The 14,611-nt window shown below is 60.9% G+C and carries 12 protein-coding genes and 1 pseudogene; 5 read left to right on the forward strand and 8 right to left on the reverse strand.

Annotated elements, in window-relative coordinates; genetic code table 11:
- Positions 1-129 precede the first annotated feature (129 nt).
- Positions 130-1,503 carry a hypothetical protein gene (locus EJ067_RS25665; protein ID WP_126087981.1) on the forward strand — a complete coding sequence of 458 codons (1,374 nt, stop codon included), beginning with the start codon at positions 130-132 and terminating at the stop codon, positions 1,501-1,503.
- Positions 1,504-1,697: 194 nt separating this feature from the next.
- On the opposite strand, the gene EJ067_RS25670 is transcribed toward EJ067_RS25665, so the two are convergent.
- The 6 genes from EJ067_RS25670 to EJ067_RS25695 form a co-directional block, all read right to left on the reverse strand.
- On the reverse strand, positions 1,698-3,377 hold the full coding sequence (locus tag EJ067_RS25670) for a formate--tetrahydrofolate ligase (RefSeq protein WP_126087982.1): 1,680 nt from the start codon (positions 3,375-3,377) through the stop codon (positions 1,698-1,700).
- A 314-nt stretch (positions 3,378-3,691) separates the two neighbouring features.
- On the reverse strand, positions 3,692-4,816 hold the full coding sequence (locus tag EJ067_RS25675; protein ID WP_126087983.1) for a DUF2333 family protein: 1,125 nt from the start codon (positions 4,814-4,816) through the stop codon (positions 3,692-3,694).
- A 15-nt stretch (positions 4,817-4,831) separates the two neighbouring features.
- Complete coding sequence (locus EJ067_RS25680) at positions 4,832-6,166, reverse strand: DUF6638 family protein (protein WP_126087984.1); 1,335 nt, start codon at positions 6,164-6,166, stop codon at positions 4,832-4,834.
- Positions 6,159-8,069 carry an AAA family ATPase gene (locus tag EJ067_RS25685; RefSeq protein WP_126087985.1) on the reverse strand — a complete coding sequence of 637 codons (1,911 nt, stop codon included), beginning with the start codon at positions 8,067-8,069 and terminating at the stop codon, positions 6,159-6,161. Before EJ067_RS25685 ends, EJ067_RS25680 begins: the two co-directional genes overlap by 8 nt.
- A 22-nt stretch (positions 8,070-8,091) precedes the next feature.
- Positions 8,092-9,240, reverse strand: coding sequence for a hypothetical protein (locus tag EJ067_RS25690; protein ID WP_126087986.1), 1,149 nt, complete (start codon positions 9,238-9,240; stop codon positions 8,092-8,094).
- A 31-nt stretch (positions 9,241-9,271) separates the two neighbouring features.
- Entirely contained in the window at positions 9,272-10,360 is a 1,089-nt protein-coding gene (locus EJ067_RS25695; protein WP_126087987.1) for a hypothetical protein, read from the reverse strand.
- Between the two features lie 320 nt (positions 10,361-10,680).
- Between EJ067_RS25695 and EJ067_RS25700 the strand changes: the two genes are divergently transcribed.
- A complete protein-coding gene (locus EJ067_RS25700) occupies positions 10,681-11,889 on the forward strand; it encodes a hypothetical protein (protein ID WP_126087988.1) in 1,209 nt (402 codons plus the stop codon).
- Between the two features lie 138 nt (positions 11,890-12,027).
- Entirely contained in the window at positions 12,028-12,327 is a 300-nt protein-coding gene (locus EJ067_RS25705) for a hypothetical protein (protein WP_126087989.1), read from the forward strand.
- A gap of 16 nt (positions 12,328-12,343) precedes the next feature.
- Here EJ067_RS25705 and EJ067_RS25710 read toward each other — a convergent pair.
- Both EJ067_RS25710 and EJ067_RS25715 read right to left on the reverse strand, forming a co-directional pair.
- A pseudogene (locus tag EJ067_RS25710) lies at positions 12,344-12,708 on the reverse strand (cytochrome c family protein).
- A gap of 41 nt (positions 12,709-12,749) precedes the next feature.
- Positions 12,750-13,361 (reverse strand): thymidine kinase, encoded by a 612-nt coding sequence (locus tag EJ067_RS25715; protein ID WP_126087990.1) that lies wholly within the window; start codon positions 13,359-13,361, stop codon positions 12,750-12,752.
- A gap of 86 nt (positions 13,362-13,447) precedes the next feature.
- Between EJ067_RS25715 and EJ067_RS34735 the strand changes: the two genes are divergently transcribed.
- Positions 13,448-13,591 carry a hypothetical protein gene (locus EJ067_RS34735; RefSeq protein ID WP_189510100.1) on the forward strand — a complete coding sequence of 48 codons (144 nt, stop codon included), beginning with the start codon at positions 13,448-13,450 and terminating at the stop codon, positions 13,589-13,591.
- Positions 13,591-14,526 carry a choline ABC transporter substrate-binding protein gene (locus EJ067_RS25720; RefSeq protein ID WP_126087991.1) on the forward strand — a complete coding sequence of 312 codons (936 nt, stop codon included), beginning with the start codon at positions 13,591-13,593 and terminating at the stop codon, positions 14,524-14,526. The genes EJ067_RS34735 and EJ067_RS25720 overlap by 1 nt, the downstream gene beginning before the upstream one ends.
- The last annotated feature ends 85 nt before the right edge of the window (positions 14,527-14,611 follow it).

The following is a 14,611-nucleotide window of genomic DNA, read 5'->3' on the forward strand; positions in this document are numbered from 1 at the left end:
CTCCAGGGACAATCTGTTTTACTCCGAATTTCTGGTGCTGGGCGCAGCCGCCCGGCCCGCCTGGATCGCCCTGTGGATGCCCGAGCCCCTATGGCTTTGTGCCCGGGTGGCTGGGCTGAGGAGGTCCGCTTGGCGCAAACGACACAGATTGAAAGCGTCGAGGATCTGCTCTTGGAAGCGGACCGGCTTGTCGTGGAGGCGAGCAAAGGGAAGTCACGAAACGAGCAACTTATCGCCGCTCAAGCGAAAGTAGCGGCGCTGCCGGCAGATCAAAGAAAAAATGATCATGCCGACGTTATTGAGCTGAGAGCCCAAGTGGAATCGGCTCGGCAGTCGTTGAAGAGTGCCAGCGACAATCCTGTCTCTCGAGGTATGGTCTATACCTGCATCTTTCTTTCGATGCTTCTCATGTTTCTGGTCGGGTCTCTGTCTCTGGTGTACAACAAGGGTGTCGCCTTGCTTTCAGAGGTGCAGACTTTGGCGGCTCAGCAACCGGATCGCCGGTTTGGTCAGCTGGAGCGGCAACTGCTTGTAGCCCAGGATGACCTGTTCTCCCCGGACCAGATGCAACTCGCGACCCTTCCCGTTGAATTGGGCGGAAAGCCGGAAGACCCCAAGGCGCCAGTGAAAAGGCCGATCGACGAGCTGGCGCGTGAGTCTTCTTACCTGACCCTGCACGAGCTTCGTGATCTGAATTTCAAGCTGAAATCCCTGGAAACAAGAGTGGGCGACTTCGAGAATTTGTCAGCCTCGCCATTTCCAGGAGTGATGAAGCTCGAAACCTTCGTCAGTACAGCGATGGCGAGCGGCCGGAATTTTGTCGAGGTGTTCAAAACCGCGGATGTCACCGCGGGGCTGCATTCAGCTCCGACGAAACCCGTCGATGCCGGCAATGCGGAGACCGCCAAGCGGGCATCCGCTGGAAACGACACCATGAACTTCTTTTGTCAGGCTCAACCGGCAGCGAAACTGGAAAGCAAGGACGGAAAGCTCGTGGATGGCGCTACGACGCAAGCAACCTCTCAGGCTGAACTTGCGCTGCAAGCCTCCGAATCTCAAGTCCTCGGGATGGACATGAGGAAGATCGTGGATCAGGCCTGCAAGTATTCCTTGAATTATGTCTCGATGACTGTTCCGTCCGTAGATTCCTGGTCTCTAAGGATAAAGGATTCCATCGATCCCTATGCTGTATGGATTCTGCCGTGTCTTTATGCAGCCTTAGGTTCAATGATCTACTATATGAGGCTCATTCTCGATACGACCCAACCAAATCCGCCAGTTTATCGCATAGCACATCGCATGGCGCTGGCCGCGCTGGCCGGGATGATCCTGGCCTGGTTTTGGGGTCCGACGTTCGGCAGCAACAACGAGTTCAAGTCCGTGGGCTTCGGCCTCTTCACCTTCGCCTTTGTCGTCGGGTTCAGCATAGACGTCTTTTTTGCGCTGCTCGACCGGCTGGTTTTCATTTCCACGAATGCAATCAGCAAATTCGGTGGGAGTTAGAGTAGTTTCCGGGACAAGCGCAGCGGCTTTCCGTCCGGAATTGCCTCAACACAAATAGTGAGAGCAGCTCGTCGTTTCACGGAAACGCCGAACTGCTCTTAGGGTTGGTGAACCGAAAGGATCGGCAGCGCGGCTGCCAATCCTTGCTTCAAATCCGCAGGCAGGGACACCTGCGGGGCAAAAAGCACTGGATCTCAGAACAGGCCTTCGATCTGACCCTGCTCGTTGAGGAAGATCTTTTCCGAGGAGGGCGCCTTGGGCAGGCCGGGCATGGTCATGATCTCGCCGCAGATGATGACGACGAAGCCGGCGCCGGCCGAAAGCCTGACCTCGCGCACCGGTACGGTATGCCCGGTCGGCGCGCCGCGCAGGTTCGGGTCGGTCGAAAACGAGTACTGGGTCTTGGCCATGCAGACCGGCAGGTTGCCGTAGCCGGCCTGCTCCCAGGCATGCAACTGGTCGCGGATCGATTTGTCGGCAATCGCCTCGTCGCCGCGATAGATGCGCTTGACGATGGTGTTGACCTTCTCGAACAGCGGCATCTCGTCCGGGTAGAGCGGCGAGAACTGCGAGGCGCCGGATTCGGCGATCTCGACGACCTTCCTGGCGAGGTCCTCGATGCCGGCCGAGCCTTGCGCCCAGTGCTTGCACAGGATCGCCTCGGCGCCCTGCGCCTTGACGAAGTCCTTCATCGCCTGGATTTCGGTCTCGGTGTCGGTGGTGAAGTGGTTGATCGCCACCACCGCCGGCACGCCGAACTGCTTCACGTTCTCGATGTGGCGGCCGAGGTTGAGGCAGCCCTTCTTGACCGCTTCGATGTTCTCCTTGCCGAGGTCTTCCTTCTTGACGCCGCCATTCATCTTCATGGCGCGCACGGTGGCGACGATGACGGCGGCCGCCGGCTTCAAACCGGCCTTGCGGCACTTGATGTCGAAGAATTTCTCGGCGCCGAGGTCGGCGCCGAAGCCGGCTTCGGTGACGACGTAGTCGGCAAGCTTGAGCGCCGTCGTGGTGGCGACGACCGAGTTGCAGCCATGCGCGATGTTGGCGAACGGGCCGCCATGCACGAAGGCCGGGTTGTTCTCCAGCGTCTGCACCAGGTTGGGCTGGATGGCGTCCTTCAACAGCACCGCCATGGCGCCGTCGGCCTTGAGGTCGCGGGCATAGACCGGCGACTTGTCACGGCGGTAGGCGACGATGATGTCGCCGAGCCGCTTCTCGAGATCCTTGAGGTCGGTGGCGAGGCACAGGATCGCCATCACTTCCGAGGCGACGGTGATGTCGAAGCCGGCCTCGCGCGGAAAACCGTTGGCGACGCCGCCCAGCGAGCAGAGGATGTCGCGCAGCGCCCGGTCGTTCATGTCCATGACGCGGCGCCAGGCGACGCGGCGGATGTCGATGCCGAGCTCGTTGCCCCAGTAGATGTGGTTGTCGATCAGCGCCGAAAGCAGGTTGTGGGCCGTGGTGATGGCGTGGAAGTCGCCGGTGAAATGGAGGTTCATGTCGTCCATCGGCACCACCTGGGCCAGGCCGCCGCCGGCGGCGCCGCCCTTCATGCCGAAGTTCGGGCCGAGCGAGGCTTCGCGGATGCACACGATCGCCTTCTTGCCGATGCGGTTCAGACCGTCGCCGAGGCCGACGGTGGTGGTCGTCTTGCCTTCGCCGGCCGGCGTCGGGTTGATGGCGGTGACGAGGATCAGCTTGCCGTCCTTGTTGCCCTTCACCGACTTGATGAATTCGGCCGAGACCTTCGCCTTGTCGTGGCCGTAGGGCAAAAGGTGCTCGTTCGGGATGCCGATCTTGGCGCCGATCTCCTGGATCGGTTTCTTCTTGGCTGCGCGCGCGATCTCGATGTCGGACTTCACTTCGGCCATGACGGCTTTCCTCTGGATTGGGCGGTGGAGGGTAGGGGTTCGATCATTGGTGCATGTTCGAAATGTCGCGCGGAGGCGAGGGCATGTTCTAACCCTATCGATGCCGCCGCGTCAATTTTCATGCAACATTGTTTCCTGCGAAGAAAGACATTGCTGTTCCCGGCCGACCTTTCCAGCGTCTTCGGCGCCCGGTCGTTGCGCCGTATAGAAGCCAGAGCGAGTGTCGCTCCGCCGTCCCAAAACAGCCGCGCAATGCACCGAATGCGACAGAGGCGACGGCGCAAATCCGCCAGCGCCCGGCGCTGGCGGCAGCATTACTGGCTGAGCACGTTGCTGATTTCGACCATGTTGGAGCGCACGCGCAGGATATAGAAGCCCATGGTCGTCAGATGCGTCGGCAGGAGCCAGCCGTCCTCACGGCCGTTGGCGATGATGAAGGGCTGGATGCGCAGCGCCGAGACGAATTGCGCATCCATCGTGTCCCACAGATTCTGCAGGTGCTTTTCCTTGATCACGTCCTCGAAATCGGCCTGGGCGCCCTTCATCAGGCCGTAATAGCCATAAAGCTGGCCGTACGCGAACCAGAAGCGGTCGTCGGCGCGGAAGTCGAACCAGCCGTCATTGTGGTTCTCGGCGCGCTCCTTGAGGATGGCGGAGGTCGAGCCGATGTCGCTGGCGATGCGGTCGATATACTGCTTCAGATTGTCGGCGCGGGCATCGAATGTGGCCTGGCAGGTGGCGAGGCGAGCATTGAAGGAGCGCAGCTTGCGCACCGCGTCGCGATAATAGCTCGGCGTCGGCGTCTTCGGACCGAACGGGTTCAGGCCGAAATACCAGGTGTATTCATCGAATTGCAGATTGCCGCGCGCGTCCTGCAGGTCGCTGTCGATCTGCGAGGTCGTGCGCACGCGGCCGAGATTGTCGGCAAGCTCGGTCGCGGTGCGGCGTACCGCCTGGTTGATGCCGCGCTGGAAGGAAGCCTTGTTGTCCATCCACGGCGTGTGGTCCCAGTCGATGCCGAACAAGCCGAGCTTGTAGAGGATCATCGAGGAGACCCAGGCGTTCTGGTTGACGTTGAAGTCCGTCAGATCGGCCGCCACCTGGGCGATCGCCGAGTTGCCGCAGGTCTTTGCGGTGTCGGTGCCGGCGCCGGCCGAGACCTGCTCGCCGGCCGAAATGTTGCGCTTCTCGAAGGTGTATTTGTCCGGATAGTTGGGGTCGAAATTGTTCCACCACTGGGTGGCGTAGAAGAAATTGGCGTAGAGGCCGATCAGCACCAGAAGGGCAAGCCCGACCACCGCCTTCAGGATCCAGCCGCGCTGGCCGTACCAGCTGCCGACCCACATGAATGGCCAGAGAACAATGCCGACGACGAAACCGATGCCGCGGCCGATCCATTGGAAAATCCGGGTGAAGAAGTTCACGATCGGATCAAGCATGGCTTTCTTCACCCCTCAGTCAGTCAAGCCGTAAAGGCGCGCGCGGAACACCGCCTTGTCTTTCAAATATGTGGTTTTCAGAACGTCCACAACATGCGATCGCCAGGCGTCGCTGAAGCCGTCGAAGTCCTTATAGAATCCCGGTTTGTTGAAGACGTAGCGCGAGACGAAGTCCTGCGGCACGAAATCCGAGATCAGCTGGTTGGTGAGCCAGGCATCGGGATGGTCGGGCTTGGCGCGCACCACCAGGAAGCGCTGGCGCGGCGGCACATCTTCCAGCTTCAGGTGGCCGAACTGGGCGATCTCGCGCTTTGCGGCGTTGAGGAAGGGGAAGTTGCCGTCGCTGGCGATCAGGTCGGCATGGCCGTGGATCCATGTCTGCAGCCAGACCTTGTCGACGTTCGTCAGGTTGCGGTTGGGCTCGGCGTCGCGGATCAGCGCCCGCACCACCATCTCGGCGCGATGCTCGAGATAACCCGAAGCCTCGATCCAGGAGGCGCGCGGCAGGTCGAGGCGGCCGGTTCCCGCCAGGAAGCGGAACACCTTGTCGGCGTCGTTGATCGACAGATAGCTCACCTGCCAGGGCCGTGAGCGGCGGAAGCCAGGCGCTGCCGGATCGGAGATCACCGTCGTCATGTCGGGGTCGACGAAGACGTAGAGCCCGCCGAAATGGCTGGTCCAGTAGGCGTTGTGGCGGAAGATCACCTGGTCGGGCACCAGCGCGTTCTCGCGGATGTCGCCGCAGATCTTGGCGAGATCGACCATGCGCTCGAGCATGGCGTCGTCGCGCCAGGCGTCGGGCTCCTGCTTCAGCCGGTCGACCAGCTTGCCGAGCTCGGCCGCCTTGCCCAGCACATCCTCGGCCGACAGCACCTTGAACTCGACCTGGTTGATCGACAGCAGGTCCTCGATGTCGTTGACCTTGGGGACGGAGTCCTCGATCTCGCCGTAGATGACGTCCTTGATGGTCAGCGCGTCGATGGCGCGCTGGTTCTTGGACATGAACTCGAACATCAGCTGCGAGGTGTTGGAGAAGGCGGTGTGCACCACCGGCAGGTCGATCTGCGACGGCGTCAGGATGATGAAGCGACGGTTGACCTCGTTGGGATCGAGATAGTCGTAGTCGCCGCACTCCTCGGCGACCTCGGGCGAGAAGCCCGTGCGGTCGATCTGGAAGCTCTTCAGCTTGGTGGGCTCAAGGCCGAAGGCGACAAGCGCCTTGTTGTAGCGCTGGATGAGATGCGGCTCGTCGACCGCAAGCAGGCGGCCATAGATCAGCTCGTTGTCGCGCAAGAGGTCGGGCTTTTTGGCGGCGGGCTGCGCGCCCGCCGCCGGCGAAGGTCTACGCATCCCACAGGCCCTTCTTCTTCAACTCCTCCATCTCGCGCGCCGCGCGTTCGCGGAGCCGTGCGTCGCGCAGGAGCTTCTCCACCGCGGCGTCGTCGGACTTGTCGGAATAGCGGAATTCGGAATCGGCGTAGCGGTTGATCTCCTGCATGACCATGTCCATCGAAAACGGCCCACGCAGGTCCTCGATCATCGCCTTCTTGTCATCGTAGCTCTTGTGCATGAAGGCTTCAGGCTTCTCAAACCAGTCGTCCGGCAGCTCGATGTCCATGGCGCGCATCTTGATGGCGTCGGTGACGTTCTTGATGGCGCGGCCGGTGAAGCGCGGCTCGGCGTCCTTGATCATGTGCAGATAGGTGCCGATATCGGCCATGGTCTTCGGCGCGCCGTTCTCCTTCATATAGCGCTCATAGACCTTCATCAGCCCGTCTTCCTGGGGTTTCTCGTGCTCCTCATAGGCCTCGGCGACGGCGCGCTGGATCTCCTGGGCGGCATAGAGCTTGTGGTCGCCGAGCGGGATCTTGTAGTTCTTGCCGGCGAGCAGCACGAAGATGTCGATGTAGTCGTCGCGGGTCTGCGGCCCGTCGACCAGCCAGCGGGCGCCGGCGCGCTGCCGCAGCGCATCGTCGACGTTCTCGGGATAGTTGGAGAACATGCCGAAGGAGCAATTGCCGCGCACCACGGTGGAGGCTCCGGCAAAAGCGTCCATCAGGACGCCGGTGATTTCCTGCTGGCCGGCCGAGGCGCGGTCGTCGGAGCGTCGCGCCGCCACCTGGTCGATGTCGTCGATGGTGCCGAAACCGATGGCGCGCGGGTTGAGCACGTTGTTGATGAACTGGCGGCAGTTCTGCCCGGACTTGCCCTGGTAGGACGAGATCTGGTCGACGCCGAAATTCTCGTAGGCGAAAGGATAGCCGGCGACCTGGCAATAGCCGTTGACGAGGCCGGCGATCATCTGGATCAGCGTCGTCTTGCCGGTGCCGGGGGCGCCGTCGCCGATGAAGGTGAACAGGAAGCCGCCGAGCTCGACGAAGGGGTTCAGCTCGCGTTCGAAATCATAGGCCATCAGCATCTTGGCCAGCCTGACCGACTGGAACTTGGCGATGTGATTGCCGACGACCTCTTCCGGTTTCTTGAAGGTCATCACCAACGGCTTGGAACGCTTGCCGGGCGCGACGTCGAAACCGTCGAGGGTGAAGTCGTCGACGTCGATGCGGATATGCGCGTTCTCGAACGCGCCGATGCCGTCGAAGCGGCCTTTTCGCGCCAAGAGCCCGTCGATGGCCACGCGGGCGAAGGCGCGCGCCCGCGTCATCAGGTCGCCATCGTCCTTCGAGCCGGCAATCGCCTTGTCGAGGCCGGCCACGATCGACTTCACCGCGTCCTGCGGCGTGTCGAACAGGAAGTCGGGTTCCGGACTGTCGTTCGGCGCTTCACCGTCGCTGTCGATCAGCTGGAAGAGATAGGAGGCGAAGCTGAAGGCGGAAACATAGGCCGATGCCGACAAAAGCTTCTTGAAGGTCGCAGCCTCGTCGCCTTCGAGCGGGGCGCGAGCGTTCTTGGCCTGCAGGCTTTCGAGGTCGGACCCCTCGGCGAAGACATCGGCTATGGCAAGCGCGATCGCCAGGCCGCGGCGGGCGCGGAACAAAAGCATGTGCTGGGGAATGGTCAGCAACTGGTCGTCGGGATGGATGGCTTGAACCGTCTTCGTGAGCTCGACGTCGCGCGTGCGGCGCACCGAGCCGACCGAGACGGTCGAGACGAAGCGGCGGTTGGTGCCGGCAAGGGCGGTGCCGGATTCGCGCGACGGATCCTCCAGCACGACGATGCGGGTGATGAAGCTCTGCGCGGTGGCGCGGTGCTTTTCGATTGCCGCTTCCGAGATCGTGGTCAGCCCGGTGTCCATGAAGGATGCTCCGCGGTTGAAATCAGACGTCGCTGATGACCTGCCCGTTGGACAGGATGTGGACCTTGTAGCCGGAAAAGATCTTCTGCGCCTCGCCGGCGGCATAGAGCGCCTGGTAGGCCTCGTGCGGGATCAGCGCATGGTTCTCGTAGCTCGAGACGCCCTGGCGCGCCGCTTCGAGGTCGTCGGTGTTGATGAAGAATTCCTGCGTCGCCTTCTCGCTGGAGAACAGGCCCTTGCGGCCGGGCTTCTCAGACTTGGAAAAGACTTCCTGGATGGTCCAGGTGAGCAGCCAGGCATTCTCCGGCTTGCGCACCTTGGCCAGCACCTCGGTCACCGTCGAATTGTTCTCGGTGATGCCGGCCGAGTAAAAAGGACCGAGCACGACGCGGCGGAGTTGCTTGGGATGCAGCGGCTCGAAATCCTTGTCGAGATTGACCGCGATGGTCGCCGGCGACAGCGTGTAGGCCGAATTCTTCTCTGTGAAATCGTCGAAGCGGTGAGCAAGCTCGGGGTTGAGCAGGCCGTCGACCGGGAGCGGAATGTCGACGCGCTCGTTCAGCTTGCCGGTACTGTCGTCGACGAGCTGGCGCACCATGCTCTCGGAAGAGTCCTCGACCGTCACCATGTAGACCAGCGGCAGGTTGGCGCTGCCGTCGAACGCGGCCCAGTGGACGAGATAGTAAGGTCGCATGGTCTTCGGATTGACCGAGACCTTGGCCGTCTGCGCCAGGATGAAGGGACCGAAGGTCGCCTTGCTCTTGACGTCCTCCAGATAGAGCCGCTCGGCCATCGACTTCTGGAGTGCGGCGGGAAATTCCTTATGGCGAAGGATGAAGTCGGCCATCTCCTCGCGCAACTCGCCGGCCTGGGGAATGTTGGCCAGGCGGCTATCGGCCTGGCGGCGGTCGTTCTCCAGCTCGAGCAGGTTCTGGAAGACGGGATAGCCGCTGTCGGCGCGCGAAATGCGGAACGTATCCATGAAGCCCAGCCGGTTGCGCCAGCAGGCGAAGGACTTGTCCAGCCGGGCGATGTACTCGGCGACGATCCTGGCGACGATGCCATGCCGGTAGAGCGGCGAGCGGTCGTCGCGCATGAACACTTCCAACCCGGTCAGCGCCGCGGTGATGGCGGAGAAGTAGCGCGCCGCCGCTTCATTTTCAGGTGTCATTGCACTGCCCTGAAGAATGCCCGCACGCCGCCTACGACTGCACGTAGTTGGCGGAATTGTGCTTCTTCATCACTTCGTCGAAGCGACGGGCAAAGGCGTCGTCGGCAAGCTTCTTGCGGCGCTGGATGTCGGCGCTGGCCACCATGTTCTTCTCGTGCATCTCCAAGAGATCGCCGATGTGCTTCTGCGAGGCGGCGCCGATGCCGGCCATCGTCTCTTCGGCCGTGTTGTCGACCTGGCTGCCCAGCGTGTTGATCTTGTGGGCGACGTCCTGCTGGGCGGCGGTCTTCAGCGAGTCTTCCAGCGCCTTGTAGAGGACGATGCGCTGCTCGGTGTCGATGGTCAGCTTGTTGATCAGCGTTGACTGCGCGGCGATCTGGTTGTTGAGAGAGTCCACGAACGTCTGGAACATCGAGGTGTAGCGCTCCAGCGTCTGGCTTTCGGCCAGCAGCTCCTGCTCCTTGGCCTGCTTCTCGTTGTATTCGGTCGCCAGCTTCGAACGCTCGCCCTCGAGCTGGGTGCGCTCCTTCTGGCTGGTCGAGGCGGCGATCTTGTTCTCGATGTCGAGCAGCATCGGATTAAGCTCCTCGATGCGCTTCTGCACCGTCTCCAGATTGGACATTGTGGCCTTGCGGCGCTCGATCACCTGCGACAGGCTGGTTTCGGAGGTCTTGTAACGCTGGTCGAGGATCTGCTTCTGGGCTTTCAGGATGCCGACGATGGTGTCGGATTTCGCCAGCAGCTCCTGCAGATTGCCCGCCAGCGACATGTTGCGCACGCGGTCGGTGCGCATGCGCTGCTTGCGCTGCGCCGAGAACACGCCGACGAAGTTTTCCCAGCCGGTGTAATTCTTCATGCTCTCGAATTCGGCGCCGAACACATTGGTGGCGTCCTCCAGTCCGATGATCAGGTCGGCGATATTGCCTTCCATCACCTTCTGCTGCTTCAGCACATCCTCGATGCGAGCGTTCTCGATGTCGAAATTGGCGTCGCCAATCTTCTTGTCGGCCTGGGCGAGGGTGTCGAGCACGGTGCCAGATTGCTCGATCTTGGTGCGCATGTCCTCAACGACCTGCTTGGTCTTGGCAATTTCGGCATCGAAATTCTGCAATGTCGCCATAGGGGCCTCCCGCTTCGGCATCCGGTTTCGTGTCGCACGTGGCGGCGAATATATGTGGGGCCTCAAGGGATTGAAAGACGCAACGCAAGAACGGGTGTCAAAACAAAGAATTCCCGTCGATCTTGAAAGACGATGTGGTCGTATGCATGGCGCGGCGACAGGTATCCACTCTCTGTCAGCCCGGATGTGAGGTCGATGGCCGGCAATTGCTGCCAAAGGCCGTGCAATTGCAAAGCTGTTGAGACCGCGACCCAGCCTGACCTTCCCCATTGAATGTATATTCAGAGTTTTATAAGCTAACCGGGGCTTGGGAGGGTAATATGCTGTTCGTTTATCGGGCAAGGAGCCTATGCGTGTCTCATATAGGCTCGACGATCCTGGTCGTTTTTGGACTTTTCTTTTTTCCGCCGGGGATCAGCCGAGGCCAATCCGCCGAACTGGAAGATTATGTCGGAAGCTTCGGCGGCGTGCCGATATCAGTCTCCTCCGCAAACAACTATGTTTCCCGTCGGGATTGTGGCGATTTCGGTCTGGCGGCAAACATTGCCAAAGGGTCCGACGCGAAAACAAGAGAGCTTCGGCTGTATAAAGATTTCCAGGGCGACGGAAAGGACAAGGTATACAAGAAAATCACTCTCACCCGGGAGAAGCGCATTGAACATGGGATTCCGACGGAATTCCTGTCGGCGCATGATGTTGAATACGAAGGGAAGAAAATCGATATCTCTTTGAGGCGGTCCTTGAGTTTGCGATACTGGACGTGGACTTCCGGATTTGGAGCGTGCGCGGATGCCGGCTGGTCATCCGGCTATCTTCTCATCGCAGTCGAACCAAAATCATGGGGCCGCTTATCCGAGTGGGCCAAGCTGAACGACAGCGAGATTGTACCGGACCTGCCATTCCCTTTCGAGGCGCAAAATGTTCTGCTGTTGGCTGTTCCTTCGGGCTCCGAATATTCCTTGATCGCCGAATTGCAGAAGCAGAGCTGGGTTCTGGATGTCAGGCGCGAGGGCGTCGAGGCCGGGCCGGACAACGCAACCGTGGATTTTCCTCTCGACAGTGTCATCACAAAGGATGTCACGCAAACGGTCTTGAAAGAGAAGCTGGCGGCGTTGCTGAAGGATACCTTTCCGGGGCTGAAAGAGGCAGACGGCTTGCTGAGCGCCAGGAAGGGGCTTTCCTATTCATTCGCCATATACAGGCCGGCGCTCGAGATTGAGGACGGCGATAAGGAATATAACGGATACTGGTTGAAGGCGACCGTGGATTTCGATTTCTCGCAGCAGCTGCGCCGTGAAGGCGACGCTTACGATCGTGTCGAGATCGGCATCCAAGACGGCTGGCTTCCGCGTTGGCCGGACAACAGAACCGACGCGCCGCCGGACAGCCACACGACCCAATATCACTTGTCCCCCGATGGAAGCGACAAGTTCAGCGACTTCCATATCCTCGGAAAGCTGCAGGAGAAGATAGCTAACGCAGTTGCAGCAAAGTGGAACGGCGAGGCGAATATTCCAGATTTTCAATAGGAAGGGGGATCCAGGATGGGAAGAAACAGGGTAAAGAGCATTGTAGGATGGATCATAGTTCTAGGGCATTTGGCTCTAGGCCTAGTGATCCTCATTGCCAAGGATAGTGTTTTCAATCAGAGCCAGAAGATCAGTATCTTGCTGATACTTGGCCCAGTTTTTTCTATATATTTTGTCTCCGTTGTGCGCGGTTTCATTGAAACCCAGGCGGATTTGTCGGCCGGGTCCGCTGTCAATTACAATTTCGTGGCGATAGCCATTTTTCTTCCCGTTGTGCAGCTCGCGGCGGTGTTCTATCTGCTCTATTCGTATCCGGGAAGCATCGCCGCCGACACCGACGGTCTGCAGAGATGGATATCGGCGCTCGAAGTCTTCCTCGGAGGAACCGTAGGCCTCGTTGTCGATAACCTCTTCCCGAAGAAGACCGCAGCACCCTGATATCCGACGGCACACGTCAGGGCTTCGTGTCAGCCTTGAGATAGGCGATCACATTGGCGATGTCGCCGTCGCTGGTCAGGCCGCCGAAGGCCATCCTGTTGCCGGGAACCTTTTGCCGTGGCGCCCGCAGATATCTGGCAAGATTGGCCTCGTCCCAGACCAGGCCGGCGGCGCCGGCATCCTTCATGGCTTGCGAATAGTGGCCGGCAAAGCTTTTCGCCGAGCGGCCCTGCGTCCGACGACGCCCATAAGATGCGGGCCGACCTTGTCGCGGTCGGTCGCCGCCTCGTGGCACGCGATGTAGCGGTTGAAGACCTTCCTGCCGAGCGCCGCGTCGCCATCCGCATAGGCGGCGAGGCCACCAGGGCGCCGCGATCGCAAAGGGTGGCAGCCGCTTACCCGACGGTCGGCAGGCTATCTGTTCAATTGCCCGTAAAGCCGATGAAGTCATCGGGCGCGGCCCGGCCCATCTCCTCTTCCCAGTGCCGGCGGCAGAGCGAGACATAGACGTCCTTGCCGATCGCCACCTGCTCGCCCTGCCTCGCCACCTTGCCGTCGGGACCGAGGCGCACGACCATCGTCGCCTTGCGGCCGCAGCGGCAGATGGTGCGCACCTCGCGCAGGTCGTCGGCTATGGCAAGCAGGGCGCGCGAGCCGGAAAACAGCTTGCCCTGGAAATCGGTGCGCAGGCCGTAGCACATGACCGGGATGTTCAGCCGGTCGGCGATGCGGGCGAGCTGCCAGACCTGCTCCTCCTCGAGGAACTGCGCCTCGTCGACGAAGACGCAATGCACGGTGGTGTGCTCGTGATGCTCGGCGACGCGGGCATAGAGATCATCGCCGTCGCGGAACATCTCGGCCTCCGCGTCCAGCCCGATGCGCGACGAGATCAGTCCGCTGTCGCCCTTGCGATAATGACCGGCGACGAACAGCATCGTCGTCATGCCGCGTTCGCGATAGTTGTAGGACGCCTGCAGGAGCATCGTCGTCTTGCCGGCATTCATCGTTGCGTAGTTGAAGTAGAGCTTGGCCATACGGGTCTTTAAGCTCAATTGCCGCGGCGCGGGGAGGGGTCGCCGGCTCCTTCCACCAAAAAAGCGGGCCCACCGGAAAGCGCGCCATGTCGCTGAATGGCCAGCGCGCGCCGTTGTTCGTGATGTGGCGCCGCTTGAAACCACATCAAAATGGTGTTTGGCTGACGAAACAAGGCGGTCGCAAGAACCGTGACTTCGCGCCGCCTCGAATTGCAATGGGAGAAAGTTAATGTCGCGTATGAAATCTTTCGTCGCCGGCCTCGGCCTGGCGGCGCTTCTATCCACGACCGCCGCCTATGCCGGCGATCCGGCGAGTTGCAAGGCCGTGCGTCTGTCCGATGTCGGCTGGACCGACATCCAGGCAACGACCGGGCTGGCCTCGGTGCTGCTCACCGCGCTCGGCTACGAGCCGCAGACGATCCAGCTTTCGGTGCCGGTGACCTATGCGTCGCTGAAGAACAAGGACCTCGACGTCTTCCTCGGCAACTGGATGCCGTCGATGACCAATGACATCAAGGACTATACCGCCGACGGCTCGGTCGAGACGGTAAGCACCAACCTGACCGGCGCCGGCTACGGCATCGTCGTACCGACCTATGTCGCGGACGCCGGCGTCAAGACGCTGACCGATCTCGGCAAGTTCAAGGACAAATTCGACGGCAAGATCTACGGCATCGAGGCCGGCAATGACGGCAACCGCATCATCCTCGACATGATCAAGAACCCGAAGGACAATCTCGAGGGGTTCGAGCTGGTCGAGTCGTCGGAAGCCGGCATGCTGACGCAGGCCGAGCAGTCGATGAAGAACAACGAGTGGATCGCCTTCCTCGGCTGGACGCCGCATCCGGTGATGGGCGCCATGAAGATCACCTATCTCGACGGCATGGGCGACAGCGGCTTCGGCGCCGCGACCGTCTACACCAACGTGCGCAAGGGCTACACCACCGAATGCCCGAACGCCGGCAAGTTCATCGCCAACCTGAAGTTCAATCTCGACATGGAAGGCGAGATGATGGATGCGATCCTGAAGGGCGGCGACGCCCAGACAGTCGCCACCGACTGGCTGAAGAAGCATCCGGACGCGATCGCGCCCTGGATCGCCGGCGTGACCACTTTCGACGGTGGCGACGCGACGGCGGCCGTCAAGACCGCGCTCGGGAGCTAAGCAAGCTTTGAGTCCGGCATGATCTCCGGAAAAGGGCAGCCACTGGAAAAGGCTGCCCTTTTTCATATGCTGAGAAGACGACCGT

Origin of the sequence: Mesorhizobium sp. M1D.F.Ca.ET.043.01.1.1 (genome assembly GCF_003952385.1) — a bacterium.
Taxonomy (GTDB): domain Bacteria; phylum Pseudomonadota; class Alphaproteobacteria; order Rhizobiales; family Rhizobiaceae; genus Mesorhizobium.

Excerpts from the sequence above, each read along its gene's own strand:
- EJ067_RS25700 (WP_126087988.1), top strand. The coding sequence starts at position 10,681 with ATGCTGTTCGTTTATCGGGCAAGGAGCCTATGCGTGTCTCATATAGGC.
- EJ067_RS25675 (WP_126087983.1), bottom strand. The coding sequence starts at position 4,816 with ATGCTTGATCCGATCGTGAACTTCTTCACCCGGATTTTCCAATGGATC.
- EJ067_RS25720 (WP_126087991.1), top strand. The coding sequence starts at position 13,591 with ATGTCGCGTATGAAATCTTTCGTCGCCGGCCTCGGCCTGGCGGCGCTT.
- EJ067_RS25680 (WP_126087984.1), bottom strand. The coding sequence starts at position 6,166 with ATGCGTAGACCTTCGCCGGCGGCGGGCGCGCAGCCCGCCGCCAAAAAG.
- EJ067_RS34735 (WP_189510100.1), top strand. The coding sequence starts at position 13,448 with ATGTCGCTGAATGGCCAGCGCGCGCCGTTGTTCGTGATGTGGCGCCGC.
- EJ067_RS25715 (WP_126087990.1), bottom strand. The coding sequence starts at position 13,361 with ATGGCCAAGCTCTACTTCAACTACGCAACGATGAATGCCGGCAAGACG.
- EJ067_RS25695 (WP_126087987.1), bottom strand. The coding sequence starts at position 10,360 with ATGGCGACATTGCAGAATTTCGATGCCGAAATTGCCAAGACCAAGCAG.
- EJ067_RS25670 (WP_126087982.1), bottom strand. The coding sequence starts at position 3,377 with ATGGCCGAAGTGAAGTCCGACATCGAGATCGCGCGCGCAGCCAAGAAG.
- EJ067_RS25690 (WP_126087986.1), bottom strand. The coding sequence starts at position 9,240 with ATGACACCTGAAAATGAAGCGGCGGCGCGCTACTTCTCCGCCATCACC.
- EJ067_RS25685 (WP_126087985.1), bottom strand. The coding sequence starts at position 8,069 with ATGGACACCGGGCTGACCACGATCTCGGAAGCGGCAATCGAAAAGCAC.